At 68.2% G+C, this 17,238-nt stretch carries 15 protein-coding genes; 7 read left to right on the top strand and 8 right to left on the bottom strand.

Annotated elements, in window-relative coordinates:
- Window positions 1–22: 22 nt before the first annotated feature.
- The 5 genes from AC1MED_RS08930 to tkt all read right to left on the bottom strand — a co-directional run bounded on the left by AC1MED_RS08930 (window position 23) and on the right by tkt (window position 7,514).
- On the bottom strand, window positions 23–964 hold the full coding sequence (locus tag AC1MED_RS08930) for a glucose-6-phosphate dehydrogenase assembly protein OpcA (RefSeq protein ID WP_346958148.1): 942 nt from the start codon (window positions 962–964) through the stop codon (window positions 23–25).
- Window positions 961–2,523 (bottom strand): glucose-6-phosphate dehydrogenase, encoded by a 1,563-nt coding sequence (gene zwf / locus AC1MED_RS08935; RefSeq protein WP_346958147.1) that lies wholly within the window; start codon window positions 2,521–2,523, stop codon window positions 961–963. Before zwf ends, AC1MED_RS08930 begins: the two co-directional genes overlap by 4 nt.
- Before the next feature lie 15 nt (window positions 2,524–2,538).
- The gene (locus tag AC1MED_RS08940) at window positions 2,539–4,188 is read right to left on the bottom strand and encodes a glucose-6-phosphate isomerase (protein WP_479783015.1); all 1,650 of its coding nucleotides are present in this window, start codon (window positions 4,186–4,188) and stop codon (window positions 2,539–2,541) included.
- A 6-nt stretch (window positions 4,189–4,194) separates the two neighbouring features.
- Complete coding sequence (gene tal / locus AC1MED_RS08945; protein WP_479783016.1) at window positions 4,195–5,325, bottom strand: transaldolase; 1,131 nt, start codon at window positions 5,323–5,325, stop codon at window positions 4,195–4,197.
- Window positions 5,326–5,396: 71 nt separating this feature from the next.
- Complete coding sequence (tkt, locus tag AC1MED_RS08950; protein WP_479786633.1) at window positions 5,397–7,514, bottom strand: transketolase; 2,118 nt, start codon at window positions 7,512–7,514, stop codon at window positions 5,397–5,399.
- 514 nt (window positions 7,515–8,028) lie between these two features.
- On the opposite strand from tkt, the gene AC1MED_RS08955 reads away from it, so the two are divergent.
- Window positions 8,029–8,991, top strand: coding sequence for a heme o synthase (locus AC1MED_RS08955; protein ID WP_346958144.1), 963 nt, complete (start codon window positions 8,029–8,031; stop codon window positions 8,989–8,991).
- Window positions 8,992–9,087: 96 nt separating this feature from the next.
- Here the strand turns inward: AC1MED_RS08955 and AC1MED_RS08960 are convergent, their stop codons facing one another.
- Genes AC1MED_RS08960 through AC1MED_RS08970 form a run of 3 tightly spaced genes read right to left on the bottom strand, consistent with a single transcriptional unit; the run spans window position 9,088 to window position 11,787 of the window.
- Window positions 9,088–10,032, bottom strand: coding sequence for a COX15/CtaA family protein (locus tag AC1MED_RS08960; RefSeq protein ID WP_346958143.1), 945 nt, complete (start codon window positions 10,030–10,032; stop codon window positions 9,088–9,090).
- 7 nt (window positions 10,033–10,039) lie between these two features.
- A complete protein-coding gene (locus AC1MED_RS08965; protein WP_346958142.1) occupies window positions 10,040–10,825 on the bottom strand; it encodes an ABC transporter permease in 786 nt (261 codons plus the stop codon).
- On the bottom strand, window positions 10,822–11,787 hold the full coding sequence (locus AC1MED_RS08970; RefSeq protein WP_479783018.1) for an ABC transporter ATP-binding protein: 966 nt from the start codon (window positions 11,785–11,787) through the stop codon (window positions 10,822–10,824). The genes AC1MED_RS08965 and AC1MED_RS08970 overlap by 4 nt, the downstream gene beginning before the upstream one ends.
- Before the next feature lie 105 nt (window positions 11,788–11,892).
- On the opposite strand from AC1MED_RS08970, the gene AC1MED_RS08975 reads away from it, so the two are divergent.
- From AC1MED_RS08975 to AC1MED_RS09000, 6 genes are all read left to right on the top strand, one after another.
- A complete protein-coding gene (locus AC1MED_RS08975; RefSeq protein WP_479783020.1) occupies window positions 11,893–12,768 on the top strand; it encodes a helix-turn-helix transcriptional regulator in 876 nt (291 codons plus the stop codon).
- Window positions 12,768–14,231: a Fe-S cluster assembly protein SufB gene (gene sufB / locus AC1MED_RS08980; RefSeq protein WP_346958139.1), complete on the top strand. Its 1,464-nt coding sequence runs from the start codon at window positions 12,768–12,770 to the stop codon at window positions 14,229–14,231. The genes AC1MED_RS08975 and sufB overlap by 1 nt, the downstream gene beginning before the upstream one ends.
- A complete protein-coding gene (gene sufD / locus AC1MED_RS08985) occupies window positions 14,231–15,517 on the top strand; it encodes a Fe-S cluster assembly protein SufD (protein WP_479783021.1) in 1,287 nt (428 codons plus the stop codon). Before sufB ends, sufD begins: the two co-directional genes overlap by 1 nt.
- Window positions 15,518–15,537: 20 nt before the next feature.
- The gene (locus tag AC1MED_RS08990) at window positions 15,538–15,897 is read left to right on the top strand and encodes a non-heme iron oxygenase ferredoxin subunit (RefSeq protein ID WP_175323329.1); all 360 of its coding nucleotides are present in this window, start codon (window positions 15,538–15,540) and stop codon (window positions 15,895–15,897) included.
- 115 nt (window positions 15,898–16,012) lie between these two features.
- Complete coding sequence (gene sufC / locus AC1MED_RS08995) at window positions 16,013–16,810, top strand: Fe-S cluster assembly ATPase SufC (protein WP_479783022.1); 798 nt, start codon at window positions 16,013–16,015, stop codon at window positions 16,808–16,810.
- 13 nt (window positions 16,811–16,823) lie between these two features.
- Window positions 16,824–17,156: a metal-sulfur cluster assembly factor gene (locus tag AC1MED_RS09000; RefSeq protein WP_138769377.1), complete on the top strand. Its 333-nt coding sequence runs from the start codon at window positions 16,824–16,826 to the stop codon at window positions 17,154–17,156.
- Window positions 17,157–17,238: the final 82 nt, after the last annotated feature.

The raw sequence follows: 17,238 nt of genomic DNA on the forward strand, positions 1-17,238 counted from the left end.
TGGATGGATGCTTACTCTGGGATCAGCGCTCACTGGGACGGACACTCCTTAGGTTGGTACGGGGCAGTCCCATAGTAATCACTTCGCCGAAGACTTCGTCCGGGTCCAGGCGGCGGAGTTCCTCGGCCAGGCAGTCCTTGAGGCTGCGGCGCGGCAACGAGATCCGCTGCGCCGGCTGGCCTGGCTGGGTCAGCTCCGCCACCGTGAGCCCGGGCCGGAACAGCTGCACGTCACCACCGGTACGGGTCAACCGCACCCGCCGGATTCCGGTGCCGGCCGGATCGGCCACGATGGTCACCGGGGCATCCAGCGCCAGGGTGAGCCATGCCGCCAGCAGCATGGTGCTGGGGGAGTCCGAGGCGCCTTCGACGGCGACGGCTGTGACCGGCGAGGAGTCGACCTGGTCCAGGACGGCCGCCAACTGGATCCGCCAGTTGGTCAGGCGGGTCCAGGCAAGATCGGTGTCACCGGCCTTGTAGGTGGTGCGCAGATTGTCCAGCGCCGCCAGTGGGTCCGGCTCGTTCGCGGAGTCCGTGATACGGCGGTGCGCGATCCGGCCGATCGACGTCTCGCAGGCGTTCCGCGGCGCGCCGTGCGGCCACCAGGCCACAATCGGGGCATCCGGGAGCAGCAGCGCGGCCACCAGGGATTCGCTTTCCTCCGCAAGTTCGCCGTAGCCGCGGAGCAGGATGACCTCGGAAGCGCCGGCGTCGCCGCCCACCCGGATCTGGGCGTCCAGCCGGGTGGGCGCGGAGGCGCCGGCGTCGGCCAGGACGATGATGCGGCACGGGTGCTCCCGGCTGGCCTCGTTGGCGGCCTCGATGGCTTCCTCTTCGAGCCCGGACTTGGTCACCACCACCAGGGTCAGCACGCGGCCCAGGGCGATCACGCCGCCCTGTTCGCGCAGCGCCATGATCTTCTTGGAGATCTTGGAGGTTGTTGTGTCGGGAAGATCTACGATCATGGCCTTCTCCAGGTCCGTCCGTCGCGGGCGAGCAGTTCATCGGCGGAGGCGGGGCCCCAGCTTCCGGGGGCGTAGGGCTCCGGCTGTTCCTTCAGGGACGCCCAGTAGTCCTCGAACGGGTCCAGGATCTTCCAGGACAGTTCCACCTCCTGGTGCCGCGGGAACAGCGGCGGCTCGCCGAGCAGCACATCCAGGATGAGCCGTTCGTACGCCTCCGGGCTCGACTCCGTGAAGGAGTGGCCGTAGCCGAAGTCCATGGTGACGTCGCGGACTTCCATCTGGGTGCCCGGGACCTTGGAACCGAAACGGATCGTGGCGCCCTCATCGGGCTGCACCCGGATCACCACGGCGTTCTGGCCGAAGTCGTCCTCCCCGTGGTCGCGGAACAGCAGGTTGGGAGCGCGCTTAAACACGACGGCGATCTCCGTCACCCGGCGCCCCAGCCGCTTGCCGGCCCGCAGGTAGAACGGCACACCGCTCCAGCGCCGGGTGTTGATGTCCACTCGGATCGCCGCGAACGTCTCGGTGGTGGAGTCGGCGGGGATGCCCTCCTCCTCGAGGTAGCCCAGAACCTGTTCGCCGCCCTGCCAGCCGCCGGCGAACTGGCCGCGGGCGGAGTGCGTGGAGAGGTCGTCCGGCAGTCGCACGGCTGCGAGGACTTTTTCCTTCTCGGCGCGGAGGTCGTCCGCGTTGAAGGAGATGGGTTCCTCCATGGCGGTCAGGGCCAGCAGCTGCAGCAGGTGGTTCTGGATCACATCGCGGGCCGCGCCCACGCCGTCGTAGTAGCCGGCGCGGCCGCCCGTGCCGATGTCCTCGGCCATGGTGATCTGGACGTGGTCCACGTAGTTGGCGTTCCACAGGGGTTCGAACAGCTGGTTGGCGAAGCGCAGGGCCAGGATGTTTTGGACCGTCTCCTTGCCGAGGTAGTGGTCGATCCGGAAGACCGCGTCGGGCGGGAAGACGGATTCCACAATGTCGTTGAGCTGCCGGGCCGATTCGAGGTCGTGCCCGAAGGGCTTCTCGATCACGACGCGGCGCCACTTGTCCCCCTCGGCCTGGGCGAGGCCGTGCTTGGAGAGCTGCCGGCAGACCAGTTCGAAGGCCTTCGGCGGGATGGACAGGTAGAAGGCGTGGTTGCCGCGGGTGCCGCGCTGTTCGTCCAGTTCGTCGATCGTTTCGCTGAGCCTTTCGAAGGCGTCGTCGTCGTCGAACTCGCCCTGCACGAAGCGGATGCCCTCGGAGAGCTGCTTCCAGACCGTCTCGTCGAACGGTGTGCGGGCGTAGCTTTTGACCGATTCCTTGACCTCGGCGGCGAAGTCCTCGTTCTCCCACTGCCGCCGGGCGAACCCGACGAGGGCGAAGCTCGGCGGCAGCAGCCCGCGGTTGGCGAGGTCGTAGACGGCCGGCATGAGTTTCTTGCGGGCGAGGTCACCGGTAACGCCGAAGAGGACCAGGGATGAGGGGCCGGCGATGCGGTTCAGGCGGCGGTCCCGCGGGTCCCGGAGCGGATTGCGCCCCCGGCCCGCGGGCTTGAGGCCGCCGTTTTGCGAGAGTGGCATGGTTGCTGTGGTGCCTTAGCTTTCGGTGGAGGACGCTGGGCGGCCGGCAATTGGCGTGCCGGCCAGCGAGGAGACGAGCTGCTGCAGCTGGCGGACGCCGGCGGCACGGTCCGTGAGGTGGAGCCGGAGCACGGGCCGCCCGTGGTCCCCGAGGACCTGCGCGTCGCCGGCGGCCTGGGCGGAGATCAGTTCGCCGAAGCTGAAGGGACGTTCCGGGATGGCGAGGTCCGTCGCGGACGCCGCCGTGACCTGGAGGAACACGCCGACCGCCGGGCCGCCCTTGTGGAACTGGCCGGTGGAGTGCAGGAACCTGGGTCCCCAGCCGAACGTGACGGGCCGGCCGCTCAGTGCTGCCAGCTCGTCCCGGATGCCCTCAAGCGGTGCGTAGCTGAGCCGGTCGAAGTAGGCCTGGACGCTGAGGTAACCGTCCGTCCCGAGCTGGCCCAGCAGCGCGCTGACCGCCTCGGCCGCGGTGCCGGCCTGGCCCAGCCAGTCGCCGCCGCGGACCTCGATGGCGCCGTCGGTGAAGTTGGCCGGCGTCGGTTCCGGCTGCGCGTCCAGCAGGCCGCGGGCGGCCACCTTGGCGGCCTCGACGTCGGGCTGGTCGAAGGGGTTGATGCCGAGCAGCCGCCCCGCGACGGCGGTGGCGAACTCCCAGGTCATCATCTGCGCGGCGAGGCCGCCGGCAATTGCGGCCTCGTTGGCGCCCAGTTCGACGTCGGCGTCGGCGGCCACCAGCCGGATCACCAGCACATCCGCGGCGCCGGTCTTCACCTCGGGCGCTTCCGGTCCGGCGACCACCGGCAACACGCCGGTGCCGAGCTTGCCGGTGGACTCGGCGATGAGCTGTTCGGCCCAGTCGGCGAACCCGGCAATCCCGGAACCGTCCTCGGCGATGACAATCTTGTCGCGCAGCGGGTTGGTGCCGCCCAGCGCGGCGCCGAGTGCAAGGCCGATGTTCTCTTCGCTGTCGTCGTTGAGGATTTCGGCGGTTTCTTCGGCTTCGTCAAGGAAGGCCTGGATGTCCACGCCGGCCAGGCCGCACGGCACCAGCCCGAAGGCGGTCAGCGCCGAGTAGCGGCCGCCGACGTTGGGGTCGGCGTTGAAGACGGCACGGTAGCCGGCCTCACGCGCGGACTTGTCCAGGGGGGACCCCGGGTCCGTGACGATGATGATCCGGCTCTTCGCGTCGAGCCCGGCTTCGGTGAAGGCGTCCTCGAAGACGCGGCGCTGCGAGTCGGTCTCCAGGGTCGAGCCCGACTTGGAGGAGACCACGATGGCGGTCTCCGCCAGCCGGTCCGCGAGGGCAGCGGCGACCTGCTCGGGGTCGGTGCTGTCCAGCACCGTCAGCTCGACGCCGGCGGTTCCGGCGATGACCTCGGGGGCGAGGGAGGAACCGCCCATGCCGCATAGGACGATCCGGGTTACGCCCTCGGCGCGGAGCGCGTCGCGGAGCGCCAGGACGTCCGCCACGAGCGGCTGGGAGATGGTGGCGGCCTCCACCCAGCCGAGCCGGACCGCGGCCTCGGCTTCGGCGTCGGGACCCCACAGGGTGGCGTCCTTGGCGAAGATCCGGGTGGCAACCCGTTCCTCCAGCAGCGCGGGCAGGTGCTGTTCATGGGCCTGGCGGGCAGCGCCAGTGGCGTCGTAGCTGAGAGTGGTCATGGGGGACTACGCGTCCTTCCGTGCAGCGGCGAGGGCGCCCTCGACGTCGGCCAGCAGTTCCTTCCAGCTGGCCACAAACTTGTCGAGCCCCTCCGACTCGAGCACGGCGACGACCTCGTTGTAGGAGATGCCGAGGGCGTCGAGCGCGTTCAGGGTCGCGTTCGCGTCATCGTAGCCGCGGGTGACCGTGTCGCCGGTGATGGCGCCGTGGTCGTAGGTGGCGTCCAGGGTCTTTTCCGGCATCGTGTTGACCACGCCGGGGGCCACGAGTTCGGTCACGTACAGGGTGTCCGGGTAGGCCGGATCCTTGACGCCGGTGGACGCCCAGAGCGGCCGCTGCGGACGCGCGCCGGACTCGGCGAGCAGCGCCCAGCGCTCGGTGGAGAAGAGCTCCTCGTAGACCTGGTACGCCAGGCGGGCGTTGGCGAGGCCGGCCTTGCCCTTGAGCGCTTTGGCTTCCGGCGTGCCGATCGCGTCGAGGCGCTTGTCGATTTCGGAGTCCACGCGGGAGACGAAGAACGACGCCACGGAGTGGATCTTGGACAGGTCGTGGCCGTTTTCCTTGGCCTGCTCGAGTCCGCTCTGGAAAGCGTTGATGACGGCGCGGTAGCGCTCGAGCGAGAAGATCAGGGTCACGTTGACGCTGATGCCGCTGGCCAGGGTAGCGGTGATTGCCTCGAGGCCTTCGAGCGTGGCGGGGATCTTGATCAGGACGTTGTCCTTGTTGACCTGGCCAAAGAGTTCCTTCGCCTCGGTGATGGTGCCGGCGGTGTCCCAGGCAAGGCGGGGATCCACCTCGATTGAGACGCGGCCGTCGACGCCGTTGGTCGCGGCGGCGACGGGGGCGAACAGGTCGCAGGCGTCGGCGACATCGGTGGTGGTGATGGCGAAGACGGTCTCCTCGACGCTGGCGCCGGCGGCTGCCATTTCCTTGATCTTGCCGTCGTAGTCGGTGCCGGTGGTGATCGCGGCGTGGAAGATGCTCGGGTTGGTGGTGACACCAACGACGTTCTTCTCTTCAATCAGCTTGCGCAGCGTGCCGGTGGCGAGGCGGCCGCGGGAGAGGTCATCGAGCCAGATGGAAACGCCGGCGTCGGACAGCTGTTGCGTGGGGGTAGAGCTGGGGGTGGTGTTCATGGGTAACTCCTGAAGTCTGGGGCCGCCGCCGTCAGGTGGGCGGCGGCGGCCCGGAAAGCGTGAAGTTGGGCTCAGGCGGTGAGGCCCGCGAGGGATTCATTCGCGGCGGCGGTCACAGCCTCGGCGGTGATGCCGAATTCCTGGAACAGGCGCTTGTAGTCGGCCGAGGCGCCGAAATGCTCCAGGCTGATGGAACGGCCGGCGTCGCCGACAAATTCCTTCCAGCCCAGCGCGAGGCCGGCTTCAACGGAGACGCGGGCCTTGACGGACGCGGGAAGCACAGCCTCGCGGTAGGCGGGGTCCTGCTTGTTGAACCATTCCACGCACGGCATGGACACGACCCGGGTGGGGATGCCGTCGGCCTGCAGGGCTTCGCGGGCCTCCACGGCCAGCTGGACCTCGGAGCCGGTGGCGATCAGGATGACCTGCGCCCCGGTGGTCCGGCCGTTGGCGGAGGCTTCGGCCAGCACGTAGCCGCCCTTGGCGACCCCCGCGGTCGAGGCGAACGTGTCGGCGTCGGCGTCGCCGGTGCCGCGGGCGTACGTGGGGATGTTCTGCCGGGTCAGCACAATGCCGGCCGGATTCCCGTGGTTCTCGAGCATGACCTTCCAGGCCGCCGCGACCTCGTTCGCGTCTCCCGGGCGGACGACGTCCAGGCCCGGGATCGCGCGGAGCGAGGCGAGCTGCTCAACCGGCTGGTGGGTCGGGCCGTCCTCGCCGAGACCGATCGAGTCGTGCGTCCAGACGTACAGCGACGGGACGCCCATCAGGGCGCCGAGCCGGATCGCCGGGCGCTGGTAGTCGGAGAAGATCAGGAACGTGCCGGAGAACGCGCGGGTCGGGCCGGCCAGGCTGATCCCGTTCACGATCGACGCCGCGGCGTGTTCGCGGATGCCGAAGTGCAGCACCCGGCCGTAGGGGTTGCCCTTCCACGCCTCGGTCTGCCGGGAGGCCGGAATGAACGACGGCGAGCCTTCGATGGTGGTGTTGTTCGACTCGGCGAGGTCCGCGGAGCCGCCCCACAGTTCGGGCAGGACCGGACCGATCGCGTTCAGGACCTTGCCGGAGGCGGCGCGGGTGGAAACATCCTTGCCGGCTTCGAAGACCGGCAGGGCGGCGTCGAGTTCGGCCGGGAGCTTGCGGGCCTCGACCCGTTCGAGCAGGGCGGCCGCCTCCGGGTTGGCGGACTGCCAGGCCTCGAAGGAGTCCTGCCACGCGCTCCGGGCAGCGGCGCCGCGGGCCTGCGCCTCGCGGGTGTGGGCCAGGATCTCGTCATCAACCTGGAAAGAGCGTTCCGGGTCGAAGCCCAGGACCTTCTTCAGGCCGGCGACTTCCTCGGCGCCCAGGGCCGAGCCGTGGATCTTGCCGGTGTTCTGCTTCTTGGGCGCGGGCCAACCGATGATGGTCCGCAGCGAGATGATCGAGGGTTTGCCCGTCTCGGCCTTCGCAGCGAGCAGGGCGGCGTGCAGTTCCGCCACGTCTTCCTTGTACTCGCCGGTCCGGGTCCAGTCGACCCGCTGGGTGTGCCAGCCGTAAGCCTTGTAGCGGGCCAGCACGTCCTCGGTGAACGCGACGTCGGTGTCGTCCTCGATGCTGATGTGGTTCTCGTCGTAGATCACTACGAGGTTGCCCAGTTCCTGGTGGCCGGCGAGCGAGGAGGCCTCGGAGGTGACGCCTTCCTGCAGGTCGCCGTCGGAGGCGATCACCCAGACGGTGTGGTCGAACGGGCTGGTGCCGGCGGGGGCGTCGGCGTCGAACAGTCCGCGCATCCGGCGCTGGGAGTAGGCGAAGCCGACGGCGGATGCCAGGCCCTGGCCGAGCGGGCCGGTGGTGATCTCCACACCGGCCGTGTGCTTGTACTCCGGGTGGCCCGGGGTCAGCGAACCCCAGGTCCGCAGCGCCTCGAGGTCCTTCAGCTCCAGGCCGTAGCCGGAGAGGAACAGCTGGATGTACAGCGTCAGGGACGTGTGGCCCGGGGACAGGACGAATTTGTCACGGCCCAGCCAGTCCGGGTTCGCCGGATCATGCCGCATCAGTTTCTGGAAGAGCAGGTACGCGGCCGGCGCCAGGCTCATGGCCGTGCCGGGGTGGCCGTTGCCGACCTTCTCCACCGCATCCGCCGCGAGCACCCGGACGGTATCCACGGCACGCTGGTCCAGATCAGTCCATGACAGTTCTTGCTCTTCCAAATGTGGCACGAAAACCGGGCCCCTCTCTGTGCTGACGGCCGGCGGTACGATTCCCTCCGGGCGGATTCCCTCGGGGAGCTTTCCCGCCGGGGCACAGGTCGGTGCCCGCTGCGGTTCGTACCAGCCGTTCACCATCGAAACGTTGATCTATCATTCAGTCGCATGCGTAGGGCAGGGAACGCCGTTTGGGGCGTCCGCCGGTGCGTGCTGATCTGTCAGACAGCTTAGCCCCATTCCACCTGCCGGGCAGCGTACATCTCACGAATTGGGCCGGATTTCGGCTTATATGAATCACCGCGGGCCGCCGCGGCGGTGAGGCGGCGTTAATCTGCCGGAATTCCCGGCGGCCGCTGCGGAACCGGGACGCCGGTGCCGCCACGGTATGATGGTGCGTGGCTACCAATGGGGGAGAGGACATGCCTGTGCGCCGCGCGTGGACCCCCTCCGAATGCAGTGCGGCGGATTTAGCACGCACTGCGATGACCAGCCGGACTGAACAGCCAGACAGAACAGAGTGACTGCCACCGTGAGCACAACAGATACGCCGCTTAATGCCGCCCAGGCCCCAGGCCGGATCGGCTTCGCCCGCAAAGCCAAGGCCTACCTGGCGCTCACGAAACCCCGGGTGATCGAACTCCTGCTGGTCAGCACCCTGCCCACCATGATCTACGCCGAGCGCGGCTTCCCGTCCCTGGGCCTGATCCTGGCAACACTCGTAGGCGGCGCCTTCGCCGCCGGCAGCGCAGGCTCCTTCAACTGCTATATCGACCGGGACATCGACAAGCTCATGCACCGGACGGAGAACCGGCCGCTGGTCACGGGCGAGGTGACGCCGCGGGAAGCGCTGGTGTTCTCCTGGCTCCTCGGCGCCGCCGCCATCGCGATCCTCTGGTTTGGCGCCAACCCGCTCTCGGCCTGGCTGGGGCTCGGCGCCATCGTGTTCTACGTCGTGATCTACACCATGATCCTCAAGCGCCGCACCGCGCAGAACATCGTCTGGGGCGGCGCCGCCGGCTGCTTCCCGGTGCTGATTGCCTGGGCCGCGGTGACCAACACGGTGGAGTGGCCCGCCGTCGTACTCTTTATGGTGATCTTCCTCTGGACCCCGCCGCACTACTGGCCGCTGTCCATGCGCTACGGCGAGGACTACCGCAACGCCAACGTGCCGATGCTCGGCGCGATCGCCGGCGCCAAGGTCGTGTCCGTGCAGGTCGTCCTGTACGCCTGGGCCATGGTCGCTTGCTCGCTGCTGCTGATCCCGGTAGGCGGGGCCGGCTGGGTCTACACCGTCACTGCCGTCGCCGCAGGCGCCTGGTTCCTGTACGAATCGCACGCCCTCTACAACCGGGCCCAGGGCGGGGACGTCTCCAACAAGGGCGCCATGAAGGTCTTCCACGGCTCCATCAGCTACCTCACCCTGCTCTTCCTCGCGCTGGCCGTCGACCCCTTCATCGGGTCCGCCCTCGTCGGCGGCTAAGCAGCGCCCCCCGAACCAACAACGAACGCGGGGTCAGATACAGCCCATCCGGACGGCCGGTATGGACTCTATCTGACCCCGCGTTGTTGTGTGTGGCTAGTTGACCGGGCTGCTGCGGGCGATGTCCGCGGCGTTGGTGGACGCGATCATCAGCAGCGCCGCACCGAGCATGTGTGCGCCGACGAGCAGCGCCGGGATGCCGTTGTAGTACTGCGTGAAGCCGATCGCGGCCTGCAGCACGGTGACGCCCAGCAGTGCGAACACGGCGGTGCGGAACGGGCCGGAGATGCGGCCGCGGAGCACCAGGAACACACCGAACAAGGCCCCTGCCGTGACGAGGTACGCCGGGACGGCGTGAATGTGTGAGAAGAGGTCCCAGTCCAGGTTGTTGCGCGGGGCGTTCGCGTCGCCGGCGTGCGGGCCCGCGCCGGTCACCACAACGCCGAGGCAGACGGCGACGGCGGAGAACACGGCGACGGCGCCCAGCACCGGCCGTGCGGCGCCCGGCAGGGCGGGGAGATCACGGGTGCGGAAGGCGCCGGTCCGTCCGTAGGCGCGGTTGACGAGCAGCGTCGCGACCACCACGAGGGCCATGGAGACAAGGAAGTGCAGCCCCACTACCCACGGGTTCAGCCGGGTCAGGACGGTGATGCCGCCGATGACGGCCTGGGCCGGAATGCTCGCCAGCAGGCCAAGCGCCAGCAGGAACAGGTCGCGGCGTTCGCGGCGCAGGTTCCACAGGTACACCAGCATCATCACCGCGACGGCGGCCAGCGCGAAGGTCAGGAGCCGGTTGCCGAACTCGATGATGCCGTGGATGCCCATCTCCGGCGTGTTCACCAGCGAACTGTCGGTGCAGCGCGGCCAGGTGGGGCAGCCCAGGCCGGAGGCGGTGAGGCGGACGGCGCCGCCGGTGACCACCAGCACGGTCTGGCCGACCAGGGACAGCACGGCCAGCCGGCGGACCGTCTTGTCGACGGTGCCGGGCAGCCGGGAGGAAATCCGGGACACGATCCGGGAAGGGCGGGACGCCGTACTCACAGTTTTCTCAATTCCACTTGAACCAACGGGTTGCTGCGGCGCCGGCGATCGCCGTCCAGAGCAGCAGGACAAACACGGCGGCCAGGTTGACGCTGCCGTGCAGGAAAGCATCCCGCAGCGCCTGGCCCAGCGCGCCGGAGGGAAGGAAATGCACTATCGCCTGGGCGAGGGCGGGGAGGCGTTCGGCCGGAATGACAATGCCGCCGAGCGCACCGAGCAGGATCCACAGCAGGTTGGTGATCGCCAGGGTGGCCTCCGGACGCACCGTGCCCGCGACCAACAGGCCCAGGGCGGTGAACGCCGCGGCGCCGAGCACCAGCAGCGCCAGACCGGGGAGGATCCCCGGCGTGGAGGGCTGCCAGCCCAGCGGTAGGGCGACGGCGGTCACCACCAGCACCTGCAGCAGCAGGACGGCGAGTACCGCCAGTACCTTGCCCAGGATCAGCCCGGCCCGGCCCAGCGGGGTGGTGGAGAGGAAGCGCAGCACCCCGTACCGGCGGTCGAAGCCGGTGGAGATGCCCTGCCCGGTGAAGGCCGTGGACATGGCGCACAGGGCCAGGATGCCCGGCACGGCGATGTTGACCCGGCTGGAGCCGAGACCGTCCAGCAGCGGCGTGACCGTCAGCCCGATCAGCGCCAGCAGCGGCAGGATGACCGCGAGGATCAGCTGCTCGCCGTTGCGGAGCATGGTGACAGTCTCGTACCCGCCCTGCAGCAGGATCCGGCGGAGCAGCGGAGCGGGGGCACTTCCCAGCGGGGTGCGGGCGGTTGTGCCGGCGGGCGTGGAGCTCATCGGATCTCCCTTCCGGAGATGTCGAGGAAGACGTCCTCGAGGCTGCGGGCGGCCAGGCTCATGGAGGCGGGCATGATGCCCCGTTCGGCCCACCAGGCCGCGACGGCGGCGAGGTCGGCCGGGGTCAGCGCGCCGGTGGCGCTGTAGCTGCCGGCCCGCGTCTCGCGGATCTCGACGTCGGCGGGCAGGACGCCGGCCAGGTCCAGCCCGGGGGCCGCCTCGAAGAGCAGTGTCCGGATATGCTGTTCGCCTTCAGTCGCCAGCTCGTGGTTCAGCAGCTGCGCGACGGTGCCTTCGGCGACGTTCCGGCCGGCGTCGATGATGTAGACGTAGTCGGCCAGGCGCTGCGCATCGTCCATCAGGTGCGTCGTGAGGACAATGCCCATTCCGCGGTCCCGCAGCTCGCCGACCAGTTCGAAGACCAGCTGGCGGGACTGCGGGTCCAGGCCGGCGCTCGGCTCGTCGAGGAAGAGCACCTCGGGACGGCCCACCAGGGCTGCGGCAAGGGCCAGCCGCTGCTTCTGGCCGCCGGAGAGGCGCCGCACGGAGGTGCGGCTGAACGCGTCGATGCCCAGCCGCTCCACCAGCTCGTCCACCGGCCACGGGTCCTGGTACATGCCGGCGATGTGCCTGAGCAGCGGGATGGGCCGGGCCGACGGCGGCAGCCCGCCGTCCTGGAGCATCACGCCGACGCGGGCGCGCAGCTCCGCCCCGGCTGTGTCCGGATCCTGGCCAAGCAGGCTGATGCTGCCGCCGGTGCGTTTCTGCAGGCCCTGCGCGCATTCGATGGTGGTGGTCTTGCCGGCGCCGTTGGCGCCCAGCAGGGCGGTGACCTGGCCGCGTTCGGCCACGAGGGAGAGCCCGCTGACCACCCGCAGCATTTTGCCGTCAAGGCTTGGCAGGGGACCTACATCCTTGATGAGCCCGCTGATGGCCAGGGCGGGGGATTCGGGAGATCGCACCACAGCATTCTACGCGATGTAGTAGGCCCGGCCCCGATCTTCGGCGGGCGCCAGGAAAGCCATGCCTTACTGGATCGGGGGACTAAATTACGACATGATTGTGTTGTGTATTCCATGAGCCCAACTACTTCCGCCGTGCCTGCCGTGCGCGCGGGGTCACGTGAGGCTGCCGGGCCCGCGGCAGTGCCTGTTGCGGTGCCGCCGGCAGTGTCCGTTGCAGTGCCGTCGGCACACGCCGCGGACGCCGAGGAACGCACCCGGGACCGCGTGCTCGCCGCAGTGCTGGAACACGGCCCGATCAGCGCCGCCGAGCTCGGTGAGCTGCTGGGATTCACCCCCGCCGCGGTCCGCCGCCACTTGGACCACCTGTCACGCCATGGCGTGATCGAGGTCAAGCGGGTGGCCCGCGCGGGTGCCGGCGCCGGCCGGCCGGCGCGCCGCTACGTGCTCAGCTCCCAGGGCCAGTCCACGCTCGGGAACGACTACCTCGATATCGCCAGCTCCGCGCTGCGACGGCTCGGCGAAACCGCAGGCTCCGACGCCGTGCGGGAGTTCGCCGTGGAGCGCTTCGCCGAGATGGAACGCCGCTACGCGCCGGAAATCGAACAGGCGGGGACCGACATCACCGCCCGCGCCCAGGCGCTGTCGGAGGCCCTGAGCCGCGACGGGTTTGTCGCCTCGGCGCAGTCAATCGAGGCCAAGGCCCCGCTTCCGGCGGCACTCTCCAGCGTCCAGCTCTGCCAGGGGCACTGCCCCATCCAGCAGCTCGCCGCCCAGTTCCCGGTGTTCTGCGATGTGGAGACCGAGCTGTTTTCCCGGCTGGTCGGCGTCGACGTGCGCCGGCTCTCCACCCTGGCGCGCGGCGGCCACGTCTGCACCACCCACATACCTACGGGCCGTCCGGCCGCCGTCGGGGCTCCCAGCCCCGCGGGCCCGGGCAACCCGGACGAAGTATCCAACCATCTGCAAGAAAGGCCGTGATGACGGACCAACTATCAGAGAAGAAGGTTGCTGAATCCACTGTGATCTCGGAGATTCTGGAAAAGAATCCCGAGCTCCACGGAATCGGCACCTACGAATACGGCTGGGCCGACAAGAACGACGTCGGCGCGAACGCCCGCCGTGGTATCGATGAGGACGTCGTGCGTGACATCTCGGCCAAGAAGAACGAGCCGGAATGGATGCTCGACCTTCGCCTCAAGGGCCTGAAGTACTTCGACCGCAAGCCCATGCCCACCTGGGGCGCGGACCTGTCCGGCATCGACTTCGACAACATCAAGTACTTCGTGCGCTCGACCGAGAAGCAGGCCGCCACCTGGGAGGACCTGCCCGAGGACATCCGGAACACCTACGAGAAGCTGGGCATCCCGGAAGCCGAGCGCAGCCGCCTCGTCTCCGGCGTCGCTGCCCAGTACGAGTCCGAGGTTGTCTACCACCAGATCCGCGAGGACCTGGAAGCCCAGGGCGTCATCTTCCTGGACACGGACACCGCGCTGCGTGAGCACCCGGAGATCTTCCAGGAGTACTTCGGCACCATCATCCCGGTGGGCGACAACAAGTTCGCCTCGCTGAACACGGCCGTGTGGTCCGGCGGGTCCTTCGTGTACGTGCCCAAGGGCGTCCACGTGGACATCCCGCTGCAGGCCTACTTCCGCATCAACACCGAAAACATGGGCCAGTTCGAGCGGACCCTGATCATCGCGGACGAGGACTCCTACGTCCACTACATCGAGGGCTGCACCGCACCGATCTACACCTCGGATTCGCTGCACTCCGCCGTCGTGGAGATCATCGTGAAGAAGGGCGCCCGCGTCCGTTACACGACCATCCAGAACTGGTCCAACAACGTGTACAACCTGGTCACCAAGCGCGCCATCTGCGAAGAGGGCGCCACGATGGAGTGGATCGACGGCAACATCGGATCCAAGGTCACCATGAAGTACCCGGCCGTTTACCTCGTCGGTGAGGGCGCCAAGGGCGAGACCCTTTCGATCGCGTTCGCCGGCGAAGGCCAGCACCAGGACACCGGTTCAAAGATGGTGCACATCGCTCCGAACACGAAGAGCTCGATCATCTCCAAGTCCGTGGCCCGCGGCGGCGGCCGCGCCGCCTACCGCGGTCTGGTCCAAGTCCGCGAAGGCGCCAAGCACTCCGCCAACACGGTCCGCTGTGACGCGCTGCTGGTGGACACCATCAGCCGTTCGGACACCTACCCGTACATCGACATCCGCGAGGACGACGTCACCATGGGGCACGAGGCCACGGTCTCGCGCGTCAGCGAAGAGCAGCTGTTCTACCTGATGTCCCGCGGCATGCGCGAAGACGAGGCCATGGCGATGATCGTGCGCGGCTTCATCGAGCCGATCGCCCGTGAACTGCCGATGGAATACGCCCTTGAGCTGAACCGCCTGATTGAACTGCAGATGGAAGGATCGGTCGGTTAATGACTGACATCACTACTGAAAAGGCCCGCATCGGCGCGCCCTCATCGAAGCCGTTCATTGACGGGTTCACCGAGGAAGGCGAAAGCCTCTCGCCGCTGAACTCCGCCGAGTCGAAGGCCCCGCTGGCCGGCGAGGCCGTCAAGGCGCACTCGCACGGCGGCGGCGTCGGCGTCCCGGACAGCTCGCGCGCCGGCCGCCTGACCTCCTACAAGCTGGCGGACTTCAAGCCGCTGACCGGCATGGAGGAAGACTGGCGGTTCACCCCGCTCAAGCGGCTCCGCGGCCTGCACACCGAGGTCCTGAACGGCGCCGCGCCGTCCGTGGCCGTCACCGGCCCGGAGAGCGTCCGGGTTGAAACCGTCGGCCGCGACGATGCCCGCATCGGCTCCGCAGCCATCCCGGAGGACAGGGTTTCGGCCAACGCCTGGGAGAACTTCACCGAGGCCACCGTCATCACGGTGCCCGCCGAAGTCCAGGCCGTCGGCGAGGTCAGCGTGGTGCTGACCGGCCAGGGCGACGCGGCGTCCGCTCAGCACATCGTGATCATCGCGGAGAAGTTCTCCAAGGCCGTTGTTGTGCTGGACCACCAGGGCTCCGCCGTCGTCTCGGAAAACATCGAAATCCTGGTCGAGGAAGGCGCGCAGCTCACCGTCATCTCGCTGCAGGAATGGAACGACGACGCCGTGCACGCCTCCTCCCAGCAGGCGAAGCTGGGCCGCGACGCCAAGTTCAAGCACATCGTCGTCAGCCTTGGCGGCGACCTGGTCCGGGTGACGCCGTCGGCCCGCTTTACCGCGCCAGGTGCCGAAGCGGAAATGTTCGGCCTGTACTTCGCCGACGCCGGACAGCACCTCGAGCAGCGCCTCTTCGTGGACCACGCCGTCGCCAACTGCAAGTCCAACGTGCTCTACAAGGGCGCCCTGCAGGGCCGGAACGCGCACACCGTCTGGGTGGGTGACGTCCTGATCCGCAAGGAAGCCGAAGGCACCGACACGTACGAGGCCAACCGCAACCTGGTCCTCACCGACGGCGCCCGCGCGGATTCCGTGCCCAACCTCGAGATCGAGACCGGCCTGATCGACGGCGCCGGCCACGCCAGCGCCACCGGCCGTTTCGACGACGAGCACCTGTTCTACCTGATGGCCCGCGGCATTCCGGAAAAGGTGGCCCGCCGCCTGGTGGTCCGCGGATTCCTGAACGAGATCATCCAGCAGATCAAGGTTCCTGTCATCGAGGATCGCCTCACGGCCGCCGTCGAGCGCGAGCTCGCCGCCACGGACCACTAGAGAAGTACGGGACGGAAGACATGACGGAACAGCCAAAAGGCGAGCTGGTCTGCAGCGCGAGCGAGATCCAGGTCAAGCAGGCGCTGCGGATCCTGATCGACGACTACCCGGTAGCGGTCGTCAAGGACTCGATGGGGGAGATCCACGCCATCGGTGACACGTGCTCGCACGCGGACATCTCACTCTCCGAGGGCGAGGTGGAAGGCTGCAAGATCGAGTGCTGGGGCCACGGCTCCCAGTTCGACCTGCGCAGCGGCCAGCCGCTCCAGCTGCCCGCCTACGATCCCGTGCCGGTCTTTGCCGTCACCATCCAGGATGACGACGTCTATGTAGACGTCAGCACCATCCTGAACGGCGCCGAGGCTCCGAACTTCAGCTGACCGCGGGGGGCAAGCCACGCTTGCCCCCCGCCGGCCGGCAGCCAGCAACAACCAAATCTTATCGACGAGAAAACGCACCACCGCCGAGGTGGCGGTGCAGAGGAGAACAAGACACATGTCCACTCTTGAGATCAAGGACCTGCACGTCAGCATTGACACCGAGCAGGGCACCAAGGAAATCCTTAAGGGCGTCAGCCTGACCATCAAGACCGGCCAGACCCACGCGATCATGGGCCCCAACGGCTCGGGCAAGTCCACCCTGGCGTCAACGATCGCCGGCCACCCGCGCTACAACGTCACGAGCGGTACCATCACGCTCGACGGCGAAGACGTGCTCGCGATGAGCGTCGACGAGCGCGCCCGCGCCGGCCTGTTCCTGGCCATGCAGTACCCGGTCGAGGTTCCCGGCGTCAGCATGACCAACTTCCTGCGCACCGCCAAGACCGCGATCGATGGCGAAGCCCCGAAGCTGCGCACCTGGACCAAGGACGTCAAGGCCGCCATGGCGCAGCTGCGCATCGACGCCGACTTTTCCCAGCGCAACGTCAACGAGGGCTTCTCCGGCGGCGAGAAGAAGCGCGTGGAGATCCTCCAGCTGGAGCTCTTCAAGCCCAAGTTCGCCATCCTCGACGAGACCGACTCGGGCCTGGACGTCGACGCGCTGAAGGTTGTCTCCGAGGGCGTCAACCGCGCGCACGCCGAGGGCAACATGGGCACCCTGCTGATCACCCACTACACCCGGATCCTGCGCTACATCAAGCCGGAATTCGTGCACGTGTTCGTGGACGGCAAGGTTGTCGAAGAAGGCGGCCCGGAGCTGGCCGACCGCCTCGAAGAAGAAGGCTACGACCGCTACCTCCCGGGCGCCGGAGCCGCCACCATCGCTGCCGCCGACGCCGCAGCACAGGCCTAGTTAGGACTACGCCATGACCGAAATCAATATGGCCCGGACGGGCCTCGAGGATGTCGAAGAGGCACTCAAGGATGTGATCGACCCGGAACTGGGCGTGAACATCGTTGACCTGGGCCTGCTCTACGGCCTGAAGTACTCCGACGACGACGGTGCCCTGCTGATCGACATGACGCTGACCACGGCCGCGTGCCCGCTCACCGACGTGATCGAGGAGCAGGTGGGCAAGGCCCTGGACGGCATTGTGGACGACTGGCGACTGAACTGGGTATGGATGCCGCCGTGGGGTCCGGAGCGGATCACCGAAGACGGCCGCGACCAGATGCGCGCCCTGGGCTTCAACATCTAGGTCCCCCGCTTCCGCCGAGACGGAATTAACGACGACGGCGGGCCCACCTCCAAGAGGTGGGCCCGCCGTCGTCGTCTGGGGG

This window comes from Arthrobacter sp. BI5, from assembly GCF_056680065.1.

Excerpts from the sequence above, each read along its gene's own strand:
- sufB (WP_346958139.1), top strand. The coding sequence starts at position 12,768 with ATGACGGACCAACTATCAGAGAAGAAGGTTGCTGAATCCACTGTGATC.
- zwf (WP_346958147.1), bottom strand. The coding sequence starts at position 2,523 with ATGCCACTCTCGCAAAACGGCGGCCTCAAGCCCGCGGGCCGGGGGCGC.
- AC1MED_RS08990 (WP_175323329.1), top strand. The coding sequence starts at position 15,538 with ATGACGGAACAGCCAAAAGGCGAGCTGGTCTGCAGCGCGAGCGAGATC.
- AC1MED_RS08940 (WP_479783015.1), bottom strand. The coding sequence starts at position 4,188 with ATGACCACTCTCAGCTACGACGCCACTGGCGCTGCCCGCCAGGCCCAT.
- AC1MED_RS08965 (WP_346958142.1), bottom strand. The coding sequence starts at position 10,825 with ATGAGCTCCACGCCCGCCGGCACAACCGCCCGCACCCCGCTGGGAAGT.
- AC1MED_RS09000 (WP_138769377.1), top strand. The coding sequence starts at position 16,824 with ATGACCGAAATCAATATGGCCCGGACGGGCCTCGAGGATGTCGAAGAG.
- sufC (WP_479783022.1), top strand. The coding sequence starts at position 16,013 with ATGTCCACTCTTGAGATCAAGGACCTGCACGTCAGCATTGACACCGAG.
- sufD (WP_479783021.1), top strand. The coding sequence starts at position 14,231 with ATGACTGACATCACTACTGAAAAGGCCCGCATCGGCGCGCCCTCATCG.
- AC1MED_RS08930 (WP_346958148.1), bottom strand. The coding sequence starts at position 964 with ATGATCGTAGATCTTCCCGACACAACAACCTCCAAGATCTCCAAGAAG.
- tal (WP_479783016.1), bottom strand. The coding sequence starts at position 5,325 with ATGAACACCACCCCCAGCTCTACCCCCACGCAACAGCTGTCCGACGCC.